Source organism: Pseudomonas sp. Irchel 3A18, from assembly GCF_900187465.1.
In the GTDB taxonomy this organism is placed as follows: Bacteria; Pseudomonadota; Gammaproteobacteria; order Pseudomonadales; family Pseudomonadaceae; genus Aquipseudomonas; species Aquipseudomonas cichorii.
On sequence record NZ_FYDI01000008.1, the window covers coordinates 44482 to 57213 of the forward strand.

Sequence of the window (12732 nt, forward strand, 5' to 3'; positions counted from 1 at the left end):
TGCTACAGTGAGTCATCACTTGATAGGAGTCGCAAGATGAATGTTATAAAACTGTCTGTTCTTGCCTTTGCGCTTGTTTCGCCACTGACCTCGTACGCTTTCAGTTCTGTGGACCTTCAAGGCGACGAGCGGAGCAGGGTGCATCAACTTAAAGTTGAGGAATATGCAGCCAGGATGCAGAAGGCTGTTCCTGAAATACAGAACTACACCTACGGTATGAACCTGGATATTGCCAGGGTGATCGTTAAAACTCCGGCGCCGAAGAGTTGCGGGGTCAACGCCAGGTTGATGACGTATGAAAACTCCCAAGGCGAACTCAATACGCTGCGCTACAAGGTATTGAGTGACTGCGCTGGCAAGAACTGATGACGCTCTGGCTGCCTCGCTTTGTCGTCGTGGCCGGCGGCAGGTCACGGTAAGCCAGTGAGCAGGTTTCTTTAAATATCACGATCTTTTTACAAATAAAAAACAAACAGAAACAATTGGCGCTTCAGGGTATGCCGGGTGGCATATTTTTACCGAGTGATTGTATTGCTACATTGAGTTACCACCAAACAGGAGAAAATAGATGAATGTTTTAAAGCTGTCCGTTCTTGCCTTTGCACTGGCTTCGCCATTGACTTCGTATGCTTTCAGTACGACGGACTTGCGGGGCAGTGATGAGCGCAGCAAAGCGCATCAGATCAAGGTCGAGGAATATGCGGCCAAGGTCCAGAAGCCGGTTCCCGTTATACAGAACTATGCCTACGGAATGAAGCTGGATGTTGCCAAGGTGGTCATCAAGACCCCGGCCCCTGGCGACTGCGGTATCAACTATAAGTTCATGACTTATGAAGACTCGCAAGGCGATCTCAATACACTGAGTTACAAGGCAATAACTGAGTGTGCCGGTAGAAACTGATGCTTGCAAACCAATAAGCGGCTGGTGCGTATGCGCCAGCCGCTTATTGCATTTGAGGAAGGTATTCCCGGCTGCATTCCTCGCCGCTATGCCCATCCTGCCCGGGGTTCACCATCAGCCTTGAACACCAGAGCTTTCAAACCACCCTCGATACGGGCATCGGGAAATTCGGGCGGATTTTCCAGGCGTTGCTCGAAGCGCAATCCCGGAGCTTCAACTGCTGTGTGTCGGATCAGAAAGTCCGTGCCGACTGCCGGATCGTTCATACAGGCCAGTACCGTTCCATCCTCGGTCAGCAGTTCCGGCAAGCGGCGCAAAACCCGCTGATAATCCTTGTCGAGCATGAAACTGCCTTTCTGGAATGACGGCGGGTCGATGATCACCAGATCGTAAGGACCCGAACGGGTGACTTTGGCCCACGACTTGAACAGATCGTGTCCCAGAAAGCTGACCCGGCTCAGATCATGGCCATTGAGCCGATGATTCTCACGTCCACGATTCAGCGCGGCCTTGGCCATGTCCAGATTGACCACATGATCGGCACCGCCGGCAATGGCAGCGACCGAAAAGCCGCAGGTATAGGCGAACAGATTGAGTATCCGCTTGCCCTTGGCCCGGGAGCGAACCCATTCGCGGCCATAACGCATGTCCAGAAACAGACCGCTGTTCTGTTTCTTGCCGAAATCCACCTTGTAGCGCAGGTTGTTCTCGGTAATGACCCACTCGTCCATCAGCTCGCCCACGAGGCATTGCACAGTGCTTTGTGGCAGATAGCGATGTTGCAGCAACAGCGTATGGGCCTGGCTCTGTTGCCATTGAGGGGAGTGCGTAAGCTCCAGCAGCAGTCGGGTCAATGACTCCAGTTCTGACTCCAGTGATTCCCTGAACAGCGAGACCAGCACCACGCCCTGCATCCAGTCGACGGTAATGTGTTCAAGCCCCGGCCATACTCTGCCGCGTCCATGAAACAGGCGACGGGTTTCATCGGGCACGGTGCTCAAGGCATCGAGTACGTGCTGTTGCAGAGTGGCGAGCGCATCAGGGGTCATGACAAGGGTCGGCAGTGAAAGGGCGCGTATGTTAAACGCATTTCAAGCGACGCTGAAATGGAAGAGCAATCCAGTCGCGTCAGCGTGGCATATAGCGGCGTTGCCAGCGATGGGGGATTTTCAGTGACACAAGCCCCAGCAAGGCTGAGAGCCCGCCGCTGACCAGCAGTGCATTGAGTCCCATGTGCCGTTCAACAACGGTGGTGTATTTTCTAATAAAATCACATTTAGAATTTATCCGGAGTCGTCACCATGTCCAAGGCTTATGCCTACGTCCGCTGGTCAACCGCAGAACAAGGTGAGGAAGGCCGAGATAGCCACAGCCGTCAGATCACCCCGCTACAAGCCTTCACGGAGGCCAAAGGCGTCCCTGTGGTCGAAACAGTCATCGACAAGGGAATCAGTGCCTTCCGGGGTGCAAACGCCCGCATAGGCCAGCTCAAAGGCTTGTTGGATAGAGTAGAGAACGGAGAGATCGAACGAGGTGATTACATCATTGTTGAATCTATCGACCGTCTTACCCGCCAGAAGCTCACCGATTCCGTTGATCTTATCCAGTCGATTCTCAAAAAAGGGGTGCGACTACATACTGTCTTCGACAACAAGACCTATTCCTATGACGATCCTAGCCGCGACCTAGAGACGCTGATCCTTGTGGGCGTCATTGCCAAGCGAGCACATGAGGAAAGCGAAACGAAGAGTAAACGACTCAAATCTTCATGGCTCAAAAAGCGAGATGCTGCCGAAACAACCATCATTCGTAAACAATGCCCTTACGGATTCCGCTACGACGAAAAGACACAAGCCTTCGCCATTGTTGAAGGCGAGGCCCAAGAAATCCGCCACATTTTTGAATTACTCAAACATATGGGAATTTTGGAAAGTATCAAGCGAGTTAACCAATACTCAAAACGCCGATGGACTCGCAAGCATATTGACGAACTTATCAAAACAAAAAGTCCCATCGGGGTTTTGTGCCTTAGCCGTCGAAAGGAAGACGGCAACGGTAGGGTATTAGACCGATACGTTCCCGGCTATTTTCCAAAAGTAATCGAAGAAGCCGACTTCGACGCTGCTGTCTCGGCAATTAAGGGCAGATTCAACGAAAATAAACGCGGTAGGCGTTCACCGAGCAATTACAACATTTTCCGGCACTGCATACAGTGCGAACTTCATAAAGTAGGAATGTTGTTCAATCTGCAAGGCTTAGGAAAAGAAAAGAAGCGTTATGCCTACCTCGTATGCTCTAACAGAGCCGAACGAGTGTGTGAATGCGATAACCGAATCCGATTCGAGCAAGTTTTCGGAGCCTTCCTTGCCTTTGTAAAGCAGATATCCGAAAACCGATATGTCGATGAACGCACTACAAAAAAACGAAAAGATTTTACGTGGTTCAGCCAAGAGCAGTATCAAAACATGGACGTCGTAAATGACGCTTTTAGCCGGTTTTTTTCAGTTCGTGATACTTCGGCACCCAAAGAAGAAATACGAGCAAAGAAAGCACTATTAAGCACGGAAAGGAACACCTTGGAAATGTTAGACGCCTCACTGGCCCAGTTCGACGGCATCATACCCAAGACTTTTATTAAGCGAATAGCAGATTGCGAATCGAGGATTACAGCCCTCGAAAGCGAAATCCAAAACATTGAAGGTCAATTGACCATCTCGACAGAAACCCTAGAGGTCACCACCTACAAAGATGTCATTGAGTTATACGAAACGGAAGAAGGCCGATTAAAGTTAAATACTTTCTTCATCAGTCGAGGCATTATTTTTGAGGTCAATCGTAGCAAAGATAACTACTACATGTCCTTAAATGTCAGGATAAAAGGCGATGAACAATTCAAATTGACGATATGGCATCGCATTACAGAAAAATCGCCCTTAGCCGAATTTGGAATATCAGACCTATCTCACATTATAAAATAGCTCATACCCGAACTGAGAAAAGTCCCAAAAGGATTTTTCTTAGCTTGGTTTATTAGTCCGTCTTCTACGAATTCTCCCCGATATTGGTTTTTCCTCGACAGTATAAGGTTCCGCCTCTATTTCAGCCTGCTCTATTGAGTTAAACATGACTATTTCTAGTTCGCTGTCATATATTGGATGTTTTTGAATAGTTTCTGCTCTATCAATAACTTCGACCCTGCTCAGCTCTTCCATTATCGGATCGTAAATTTTAATGTTCTTAATCCAATCAGCTAATGACATCTTGAACTGAGAAAACAGATTCTTCATCTCACTCAATAGAGAAATTGAACGATCAGCATCAGCTTTGGCCATTCTGGCCGCTGCTACGGCTTCCCGTGCTGCGATTTCCGTCACTTCTGATTCATCTTTGACCTGCTGGGCCAGTAGCAACTGGCTGGCGGCTTGCAGGGCCGCATCTGCCGCCTCTTGCTTCAATCTCAAGGACTTTTCCTGCTCCTCCCTTAGCTTTTGTTGTTCTAGTTTCCAGTTTTCCAACCTTTTACCCCTGCTGGGGTTGGTTGGTTGATAATTCGCATAGTTAATATTGCAGTGCTTCAATACAGAGCTATTGAACTGCTTTTTAAGTGCTACTATCAGCCCTTTCTTATCTAACTTGTCCAACCTCTCACCTTCAAATATTCGAGAGACTAATAAATTTAGATGCGGATTTGACTGGTCGTGCAAGTTAGTGAAACACCTTTTCCCAAAATTATTTACCGGCACATCTGATTTTAAGTGCTTATGTACCGCTCTAATAATATCAGCCGATATCGACTTCCATTGTGCATCGGTCGGTTTCTCGACCGTATCGGGCAATGTGAAAACGAAGCTTTGAGCATATGATTCAACTCTTCTACCACCCTTTGTATTAGCCATATCAAAGTCCAACGCTTGGCAGGTGGAGTACTTTACGAAATCTTTCACATCTCCATGCATAGGCACTATGCGAGTGTCTTTTTTTGAGTGATTTTTGTGTTTTTCATCCAGTAGATATTTTGAATACGCTACTAGTCCATCTTGTTTGTCTTTCACTCGCTGGGAAACGACCGTCCAGTTTTTGATTTTTGCCATATATAAAATATTGTTGATATATATGTTTTACCACGCAACCAAATAATTGCAACTGGCACGGTTATTATAGGGTATTCAAGATAGGACAACCCTTCGGGTTGACGGCTTCGCCTTCCTACTTGTTAGGGGGATACCCCCTAATACCCCAGCCCTGACGGGCTTAAAACCAATTGCCAAAGCTAGAGCTAAAGCGAAGAGCAATAAGCACGATAATATTTTTTTGTTTTCCGCTTGCAAGTCGAAAAAACTATGGTTTGATATTAAAGTGAAAAACAAAGGAGAATAATATGTGTAGAAAGCTAGACCTTAATAATATCGAAGACCTAAGAATTTCAAGAAACATTGCCGTTAACATCTATCGTAAAACTGCCGAGCTGTACAAAAATGGCAATGTGACTGAATGGCTTTATAATGAAACCTTTACCACTGCTGCTGACCTTGAGAAACGATATAGAGAAAAAGTGCAGCAGGCACAATGAAAATACCCGCCATTGAGCGGGTTTTTTATTGTCGGAATTTGACAGAGTAGAATTAAATGGTAGTTTGTAAAAAGGTGAACCCCAAATGTAGTTAGTATTTAGGGTTCGGCGTTGATACTGTTAACGGCAGTTCAACTTGTAATTAAAGTTATAGCATATGATTTTAATCCTTCAAGTCCCTTCTGCTGTAAATAATCCATAACTACAAGAAAGATAGTATTAACCCCTGTAAGCAATGTTGGAAATTCAAGAGATGGTTCCGTTGCGTAGCCTAAGAGGAATAGAATGGGGAAACTGGAAATTCTTCGACCCGCCAGCCATATAGTAATATATGTTGAACAGGGTTCCAGTGTGGCGATGATAGCTTGTTAGCCACTATAGTGTTCAAAGCTTAAACTGAGTATCACTGAATTTAAGCCCTGAGAAATAAACAAAATCAGGTCAGGCTTTACTTGTTTTTTTTGGTAAAAACGAGGAAGACCAGATTTGCCTGAGAAGATCAAAGGCGAAGCCTTCTTCGAAGGCAATTCTGGAATTAAAAAGCGAGAAAAGCCTAAGGCTTTTTGAGTTAAATAAAGAAGATCATCTTTAGTAAGAAAGACACACGCATACGTAACACACATACGTACACCCAACTCAATAACTTGTTTATACGCCCAATACAACCTCCCCCCACAGTTTTTCACGCACAGCTGCTTGATGACTAATAGCGAAATAATATGATGCTAATGCTTCACTCTCCGGAGTGGGCTTAGGTTGAAATACTTGAAAATTAGAAATAAGGCACAACATATCCACAGCACCTAATGTCTTATAGAAATTTAATGGGCTGCCGTAATCCTTGTCAGTATACACCCCGTGAAAAATACCATTTCTATTAGTTTTGTCACTCAAGGGATAGGAGTCTGAATCACTGAAGAAGCAAGTTTTTAGAAAATTTTGAAACGACGCGAGCATAGATTCAACTTCCAAATAGTCGCCAAGTTTCTTTTTTGTAATATCGCATATTGCAAATTCAGTAAGACGTTGGAAACGTCCAACAAGACCTTTACCCCTCTTTGAGCCAAGCCCATTTTTCTCATATAGCGACCTGCCCACGCCTTCGACCACGGGCATAAGACCCGCAACAGCAACATGGTCAAGTCCTAAAAAATGGGCTTCTATTGATTCAGCAATAGATATTTTATAATCACAGACAATCGGAATTTTTGGATAGCGATTTAATACCATCGCCGCTAACTGATTAGGGTTATATACCCTTGCCAGCAAATCTTCCACTAATGAGTCACTTGGGTGGTCATTATCCATTAACACCTGACACATAGAGTCCAGTAAACCCATATTGGAATAGACCGGTATCATTAGCCCGTTCTTCCCAAGCAACTCCTCATAAAAACCTAGGCTTCCCATGCTCTACTTTCCATAGCTATTTTATTGGATCGTATCAATATCACAGATTTCCGGCACCCAAAGGCACGGATGCAAAGCCTCCGCACCTTTGGCCGCCTCGATCTAAATTATTAGAAAACGCTATACCTTTTAAGCACGGCGCCAATGACGGCACCGACAAACATGCCTGCCCACGGGACAAGTTGAATCCGCCAGCCATCGCGGCGCTCACCCAGCATCCGGCGCCCCAGGCCACGCCCGAAGCGTGACAGCGCGCCGGTCACGTAGGTCAGGCCCACGGGAAGACCGTTGACCTGTTCAACAGCAGCATTGAGCATGCCCATTGCCAGAATGGCCCAGACAAGTACCAGAATATTTGAATCCATTGGCCAGGCCGCGGCAGCGCAAAGCAGTGTGGCGACGCTGAGCAACAAGGGCAGGGCGCGTCTGCCACCCAGGCGGGCAATGATGACGCCCAGGGCATTGCCTGCAATAAAAACAATAATGGCCAGTATCAGGCGTGTGGTTGTCCCCGAGTCACCATCGCTGATAGCGACGGCCAGGCGAGTAGTGTTGCCGCTCATGAATGAAACGAAATCCCCGGTGGCCATGAAGCCTATCGCATCGGTCATGCCCGCCAGCACTGACAGGCTGGCCGCCAGTGCCATGCCGACCCTGCCACGCCATTTCTGCATGTTCAGGTGTCTGGGGCTGGCGCTTATCTTTGTGGCGGATGGCAACATGGATGGCTCTCTGGCAGTAGGCTGCGCGGGGGCTGGGGTTCTGTCCGTGTTTCACTGCGGCTTGGTGCGCACGATCCTTTTCGCCTTGACCTCATCCACATAGGCCTTGAGCTGGTCGGCATCGCCATAGAGCCGATTGACCAACTGCAGAATGGCGGTCACATCGACATCTTTCATGCCAGAGGCGAGCTTGAGAATTTCATCGGCTGTTTTTTCAAGATTGGAGGCAGTGCCCTTCAGGTGCCGTTTCAGCTCCTGGGTCGGCTTATTGAGAGCCATATATATTCCTGTCAGATAAATGTCTGAACTCCATGCCCAGAGCATGGCTTTTTCCACGGTAACAAGCAATCCGGGGGCTGTATCAGACATTCACGAAGGAAATGGTGTCGGGCAGGCCATACCTTGCCCGTGATCAATCGTCGCGGGTCAGGACTTCCAGCAGCTCTATTTCAAACGTCAGATTGGAGCCGGGCTGGATATGGGCACCCATCTTTCTGTCGCCATAGCCCAGGTGAGCAGGGACGAAAAGCTTGCGTTTGCCACCAACCTTCATGCCCATCAGGCCAATGTCCCAGCCCTTGATGACCCGGCCGGTGCCAATTACACACTGAAATGGCTTGCCGCGCTCATGGGATGAGTCGAAGACGGTGCCGTCGTCCAGAACGCCAGTGTAATGAGTGGTGATCAAGGCGCCTTTTACCGCTTCCTTGCCGTCCCCGATATGCAGGTCGGTAATCTGTAGTTCGTTGCTCATGGCCTGATTGTCCTGTGATGGTCGGGGCTGCTTTCTCGCAGAAAAGCCTGTGGGTGGCAAGTTGCGCAAATGAAAACGGGGAAGCTTTCACTTCCCCGTCCGGTGGTCACTGCGTCTTGTGTCACAGGTTCTGTGTGCTGATCACCATGGCTTGGGCGATATTGGCCTTCTGCTCTTCGGTGAAGTGGTCCCAGACATTGACCTTGGCATAGTAACCAAGCCCGGCCAGGCAATACAGGCTCAGGGTGAGCACGATAAAGATCGAAATGAAGGTCCAGCGGCCCTGATCGTCTTCGCGATTGAAATCACGGGAGTAGGGGGTGTCTGCAGAGCGGCGGGATGCAAGCACCGAGGAAAGACGTTTGAACCATTGGAACAGGTGAATCACAACAAGCCGCAGCATTGGAAATAGCCTCAATATCAGAAAACGGAGCTGGCTTTACGGCTTTGTGAGCCAGAAAGCAAAAGCTGAAAACGCAGAAAGCCCGTCAGGGACGGGCTTTCTTTTTATAAGTCGGTTCAAGTCAAGTGGGATGTCGCGACAGGACAGGCTGGCTGCCCATGTTCGATTCCGCACTCGCTTGACGGTATTGCAACATTTTAAGACAAATGAAGGCGTGCAGCTACCGCCTGGCCGCCGTCGTCAGATAACTGGTCGCCTTTGGGCGTGCGACATAGTGTCGCTGGAGGATGACTTACCCATGATCTCAGTCAATCTTTGTAATACTTATTCGACGGGTGAAATATCTTTTTCTATTGTAGGATCTCATCCCGCATTAATTTTCAGGACTATATGAATACCCCTCAGGAGCCTCCTGGTCGCTCTGCTTCATCAACACCCCCCATCTGCTCGCGTGCCCACGCCTCGTTATCGAGCGGATCACTTCATTCAAGCATTGGTTTCTTCACTCTCTTGCAGGGTGTTCGCCCCGTCAGCCTTTTGCCCTCCGGATTTACCGAGCCAAGCCCGGTAACGCCTCGCAGTGCATGCTTGATTCTGCCGATGACATCCTCCCGCCACTTTTTGCACGAGACTGAATGATTCCTATGGAATGGATTGCTGACCCCACGGCATGGCTTGGCCTGCTTACGCTGATCGTGCTTGAACTGGTGCTGGGTATCGACAACCTGGTGTTCATTGCCATCCTGGCCGACAAACTGCCTCCCGAACAGCGCGACAAGGCTCGCGTGATTGGCCTGTCCCTGGCGCTGATCATGCGACTGGGCCTGCTGGCGAGTATTTCCTGGATGGTGACGCTGACCGAGCCTCTGTTCGAGGTGTTCGATCACAGCTTCTCCGGGCGTGACCTGATCATGTTGTTCGGTGGTGTGTTCCTGCTGTTCAAGGCCACGATGGAGTTGCATGAGCGACTCGAAGGCCATGTCAGCCAGCGTGCCGGTAATGCCGCCTATGCCATGTTCTGGCCTATCGTGGCGCAGATCGTGGTGCTGGACGCTGTGTTCTCGCTGGATGCTGTGATTACAGCGGTTGGCATGGTCGAGCACCTGTCGATCATGATGATTGCCGTGATCTTCTCCATCGGCCTGATGCTGGTTGCCAGCAAGCCGCTGACCAAGTTCGTCAACAGCCACCCGACCGTCATCATGCTGTGTCTGGGCTTCCTGATGATGATCGGCTTCAGCCTGACTGCGGAAGGTCTGGGTTTCCACATACCTAAAGGCTACCTGTATGCCGCGATTGGCTTCTCGATCCTGATCGAGGTGTTCAACCAGATCGCTCGCAAGCGCAGCAAGAAGTCTGCCCATGGTCATCTGCCGCGCCGTGAGCGTGCAGCCCATGCGGTGATGCGTCTGCTGGGCGGCCGCAAGCTGGAAGCGGGTGAGGTCGAGGAGGAAATCATCGAAATGATCGAGGGCGAAGGCACTGAGCCTGTCTTTGACCGTCGCGAGCGCGTCATGATCAGCGGCGTCCTGCAACTGGCCGAACGTCAGGTGCGCACCGCCATGACACCGCGTACTGAAGTCGACTACATCGACATTGGTGATGATGCGGAGAAGATCCGCCTCAAGCTGATGCACTCCTCATACTCCAGACTGCCGCTGATCGGCGAGGCTGGCATTGATGAGCCATTGGGCTTTGTGCACAAGAAGGAGTTGTTGAAGGAAATCCTGGCGGGTAACGAACCTGACCTGCGTCTGATGAGCCGCAAGGCGATCAACCTGCTGGATAACTTCACCATCCTCAATGCCCTAGAGCAGATGCGCAAAGAGTCGACTCACATTGCATTCGTGGTCAATGAGTTCGGCGACTTCATCGGTGTCTTGAGCATGACCGATATTCTGGAGTCCATCGCTGGCCAGTTACCTGATGCCAGCGAAGTGGAAGGGCCGGATATCGTGCCGCAGGGTGAGGACTTCCTGGTGTCGGGCGCCTTGAACCTGAGCCTGATCCGCGAGCGGACCGGCTTTCAGGCCAAGGCAACCGATGATTATCAGACCCTGGCCGGCCTGGTCATGAGTCTGCTGGATCGCTTGCCGGTGATCGGTGACAACCTGGACTGGCAAGGCTGGCAACTCAAGGTCGTCGGTGTCGAGGAACGGCGTGTGACGCGGGTTCTGCTGCAAAAGCAACCTGATGCGTAAACCTCTTAAACCTTGAACGTCGGGCGGGGCGGGCACTTTTAGCCCGTTCCGCCCGCGTTTTGCTGTCGGCGGTCAGGCGAACCTGCACTGCCAGTGATGCTTGGTCTATCCTGCCTCATTCCCTGTGGTTTCAACATGCAGTCAACCACGTCCACAAACGGAGACTGCCATGGCCACTGCCTTCCTGTTCAATCCCAATCTGACTTATGACGTTGTTTCAACCCGCAAGTCCTATCCCGTCTGGCGTATCCGCGAGCGCAAGGTCTACGCCTATCTGGAACATGATCCGCGCCGCGACTGGAGTGGCGAGATAGGCACCTTGAGCCTTGGAACCCCACAGCGTCTGGTTGACCATGACGGGCAAACCATCGCCTATATCGTGGGCGCCGAGGTGCGGGACACCAAGGGGCGAAGATTTGCCCTGAACGAAGTCAAGGACTGAGCGGGCTTTTGACTACCGGCGTCGTGGTCGCGAGACCACTGACTCGATATTCTTGCGTCCGATCAACTTCGGCTGGGCTGGTTCTTGAGCTTCGGGCTCATCAATCAGCCATTTGAACATCACCAGGCAATCCACCAACCCCGATTGCCGATGGCGATAGGCGCGTGGCAGGCGTCCCACGGTTGCAAACCCCAGCTTGGTCCACAGGGCAACCGCCGCTTCATTGGTGGACACCACCGAATTGAACTGCATGGCCAGAAAACCGCTTTCGCGAGCCAGTTGCTGAGAGTGCTCGCACATCAGACGCGCCACGCCGCGTCCGCGTGCGGCCTCGGTCACCATATAACCGCAATTGCTGACATGCTTGCCGGGGCCGGCGGCATTGGCCTTGAGGTAATAACTGCCCAGCAACTGGCCGTCTTCTTCAGCGACCAGCGTATGCAAAGGCAATCCCATCCACAGGTCCTGTGCCTGTTCCCGAGTCAGTGCCGGGTCATAAGCGTAGGTTTCCTGTGCTACCACGACAGCCTGAAACGTGGGCCAGAAAATCTCGAAATCGTCGTGGGTCATGGGGCGAATCTGAATCATGGTGCTCCTTGCAGAAGGGCTTGCAGCAGTGGTCTTGTATCGGGCGGGTAGATTTTGCCTGAGCCCCGGATTTTGTACAGTCCGGGTTATGCTTGGGGGGATCCGTTTCTCTCAGTCACCAGCGCACGACACAAAGTCCTCAGCCTTGGAGGTTGCCTGAATACCCTTGGCTTCCTGAGTGCGATACCAGGCTTCGATGGTGAGTTCTTCGCTCAGGCGGGCCTTGATCACGCAGGGTTGTTGTTGCCAGGGATAGTGTTGCAATTGCTCGTTGAGCTTCTTTTCTCCCGAGGTTTTCCAGCCGGTTAGTGCCTGATCGCGCCAGCGGCGAGGGTTGCGGCCAGTGCGGGTGTCGTGGGCGGCGGTAACCGGGTCCAGATGGCGGCTTTGTTCCAGTACCGGAAGGTCGGGCAGGGGCTGGGTGATGTCCATATAGCGTTGCAGGCAATCCCAGAAGGCCAGGGCATTGGCCTTGTCCAGTCCCAGGCTATGCACCTTGGTGGCGAGACAGATTCGGGTATTGGTGTAGCGGTGATAGAGCGTGATCGCATAGTCACGGGAGCCATAACCGCTGGGCAGCGTGGTCAGTACCGGGTCGAACTCTTCAAAAGGCGCGACAAACAGGCGCCGAAAACGCCGCTTGAAACGCAGCATGCCGTCTACCCGATTGAACTCGCTGCCGTCGTGACGGCTGAGGGTGCTGTGCAGCCAGAGCAGGCAATCGAAACCGATGGCACCCAT

At 50.8% G+C, this 12732-nt stretch carries 13 protein-coding genes and 3 pseudogenes; 6 read left to right on the forward strand and 10 right to left on the reverse strand.

The features are described 5' to 3' along the window. The first annotated feature begins 36 nt into the window (after positions 1–36). Positions 37–366, forward strand: a complete 330-nt coding sequence (locus CKW23_RS16830) for a DUF2790 domain-containing protein (RefSeq protein WP_038399841.1) — start codon at positions 37–39, stop codon at positions 364–366. 202 nt (positions 367–568) lie between these two features. Further along, positions 569–901: a DUF2790 domain-containing protein gene (locus CKW23_RS16835; protein ID WP_025260005.1), complete on the forward strand. Its 333-nt coding sequence runs from the start codon at positions 569–571 to the stop codon at positions 899–901. Positions 902–987: 86 nt separating this feature from the next. On the opposite strand, the gene CKW23_RS16840 is transcribed toward CKW23_RS16835, so the two are convergent. Then, a complete protein-coding gene (locus tag CKW23_RS16840; protein WP_025260006.1) occupies positions 988–1950 on the reverse strand; it encodes a class I SAM-dependent methyltransferase in 963 nt (320 codons plus the stop codon). 79 nt (positions 1951–2029) lie between these two features. Continuing rightward, positions 2030–2149: pseudogene (locus tag CKW23_RS16845) on the reverse strand (DUF1275 domain-containing protein); the annotation flags it as partial. Positions 2150–2202: 53 nt separating this feature from the next. Between CKW23_RS16845 and CKW23_RS16850 the strand changes: the two are divergent. Next, positions 2203–3879, forward strand: coding sequence for a recombinase family protein (locus CKW23_RS16850; protein ID WP_095068021.1), 1677 nt, complete (start codon positions 2203–2205; stop codon positions 3877–3879). Positions 3880–3918: 39 nt separating this feature from the next. Here CKW23_RS16850 and CKW23_RS16855 read toward each other — a convergent pair whose 3' ends face one another. Beyond that, positions 3919–4992, reverse strand: coding sequence for a hypothetical protein (locus tag CKW23_RS16855; protein WP_095068022.1), 1074 nt, complete (start codon positions 4990–4992; stop codon positions 3919–3921). 287 nt (positions 4993–5279) lie between these two features. Here CKW23_RS16855 and CKW23_RS16860 point away from each other — a divergent pair, with 287 nt between their 5' ends. Further along, positions 5280–5471, forward strand: a complete 192-nt coding sequence (locus tag CKW23_RS16860) for a hypothetical protein (RefSeq protein ID WP_095068023.1) — start codon at positions 5280–5282, stop codon at positions 5469–5471. Between the two features lie 648 nt (positions 5472–6119). Here CKW23_RS16860 and CKW23_RS16865 read toward each other — a convergent pair. From CKW23_RS16865 to CKW23_RS16885, 5 genes and pseudogenes are all read right to left on the reverse strand, one after another. Continuing rightward, positions 6120–6881, reverse strand: a complete 762-nt coding sequence (locus tag CKW23_RS16865; RefSeq protein WP_095068024.1) for a hypothetical protein — start codon at positions 6879–6881, stop codon at positions 6120–6122. A 125-nt stretch (positions 6882–7006) separates the two neighbouring features. Next, a pseudogene (locus CKW23_RS16870) lies at positions 7007–7603 on the reverse strand (YoaK family protein); the annotation flags it as partial. Positions 7604–7654: 51 nt separating this feature from the next. Next, positions 7655–7882 (reverse strand): hypothetical protein, encoded by a 228-nt coding sequence (locus CKW23_RS16875; protein WP_025260008.1) that lies wholly within the window; start codon positions 7880–7882, stop codon positions 7655–7657. 133 nt (positions 7883–8015) lie between these two features. Beyond that, positions 8016–8357, reverse strand: coding sequence for an FKBP-type peptidyl-prolyl cis-trans isomerase (locus CKW23_RS16880; protein WP_025260009.1), 342 nt, complete (start codon positions 8355–8357; stop codon positions 8016–8018). A gap of 121 nt (positions 8358–8478) precedes the next feature. Then, on the reverse strand, positions 8479–8760 hold the full coding sequence (locus CKW23_RS16885) for a hypothetical protein (protein WP_025260010.1): 282 nt from the start codon (positions 8758–8760) through the stop codon (positions 8479–8481). Between the two features lie 644 nt (positions 8761–9404). Here CKW23_RS16885 and CKW23_RS16890 point away from each other — a divergent pair. Then, a complete protein-coding gene (locus CKW23_RS16890; RefSeq protein WP_025260011.1) occupies positions 9405–10961 on the forward strand; it encodes a TerC family protein in 1557 nt (518 codons plus the stop codon). A gap of 169 nt (positions 10962–11130) precedes the next feature. Further along, complete coding sequence (locus tag CKW23_RS16895; RefSeq protein WP_025260012.1) at positions 11131–11403, forward strand: hypothetical protein; 273 nt, start codon at positions 11131–11133, stop codon at positions 11401–11403. A 12-nt stretch (positions 11404–11415) separates the two neighbouring features. On the opposite strand, the gene CKW23_RS16900 is transcribed toward CKW23_RS16895, so the two are convergent. Continuing rightward, positions 11416–11991, reverse strand: coding sequence for a GNAT family N-acetyltransferase (locus CKW23_RS16900; protein ID WP_025260013.1), 576 nt, complete (start codon positions 11989–11991; stop codon positions 11416–11418). Between the two features lie 111 nt (positions 11992–12102). Beyond that, positions 12103–12732: pseudogene (locus CKW23_RS16905) on the reverse strand (hypothetical protein); the annotation flags it as partial.

What these genes read in the sequence shown, in the direction of transcription:
- CKW23_RS16850 (WP_095068021.1), top strand. Translation starts at nt 2,203, where the DNA reads ATGTCCAAGGCTTATGCCTACGTCCGCTGGTCAACCGCAGAACAAGGT.
- CKW23_RS16840 (WP_025260006.1), bottom strand. Translation starts at nt 1,950, where the DNA reads ATGACCCCTGATGCGCTCGCCACTCTGCAACAGCACGTACTCGATGCC.
- CKW23_RS16885 (WP_025260010.1), bottom strand. Translation starts at nt 8,760, where the DNA reads ATGCTGCGGCTTGTTGTGATTCACCTGTTCCAATGGTTCAAACGTCTT.
- CKW23_RS16865 (WP_095068024.1), bottom strand. Translation starts at nt 6,881, where the DNA reads ATGGGAAGCCTAGGTTTTTATGAGGAGTTGCTTGGGAAGAACGGGCTA.
- CKW23_RS16880 (WP_025260009.1), bottom strand. Translation starts at nt 8,357, where the DNA reads ATGAGCAACGAACTACAGATTACCGACCTGCATATCGGGGACGGCAAG.
- CKW23_RS16830 (WP_038399841.1), top strand. Translation starts at nt 37, where the DNA reads ATGAATGTTATAAAACTGTCTGTTCTTGCCTTTGCGCTTGTTTCGCCA.
- CKW23_RS16900 (WP_025260013.1), bottom strand. Translation starts at nt 11,991, where the DNA reads ATGATTCAGATTCGCCCCATGACCCACGACGATTTCGAGATTTTCTGG.
- CKW23_RS16875 (WP_025260008.1), bottom strand. Translation starts at nt 7,882, where the DNA reads ATGGCTCTCAATAAGCCGACCCAGGAGCTGAAACGGCACCTGAAGGGC.
- CKW23_RS16855 (WP_095068022.1), bottom strand. Translation starts at nt 4,992, where the DNA reads ATGGCAAAAATCAAAAACTGGACGGTCGTTTCCCAGCGAGTGAAAGAC.
- CKW23_RS16890 (WP_025260011.1), top strand. Translation starts at nt 9,405, where the DNA reads ATGGAATGGATTGCTGACCCCACGGCATGGCTTGGCCTGCTTACGCTG.
- CKW23_RS16895 (WP_025260012.1), top strand. Translation starts at nt 11,131, where the DNA reads ATGGCCACTGCCTTCCTGTTCAATCCCAATCTGACTTATGACGTTGTT.
- CKW23_RS16835 (WP_025260005.1), top strand. Translation starts at nt 569, where the DNA reads ATGAATGTTTTAAAGCTGTCCGTTCTTGCCTTTGCACTGGCTTCGCCA.
- CKW23_RS16860 (WP_095068023.1), top strand. Translation starts at nt 5,280, where the DNA reads ATGTGTAGAAAGCTAGACCTTAATAATATCGAAGACCTAAGAATTTCA.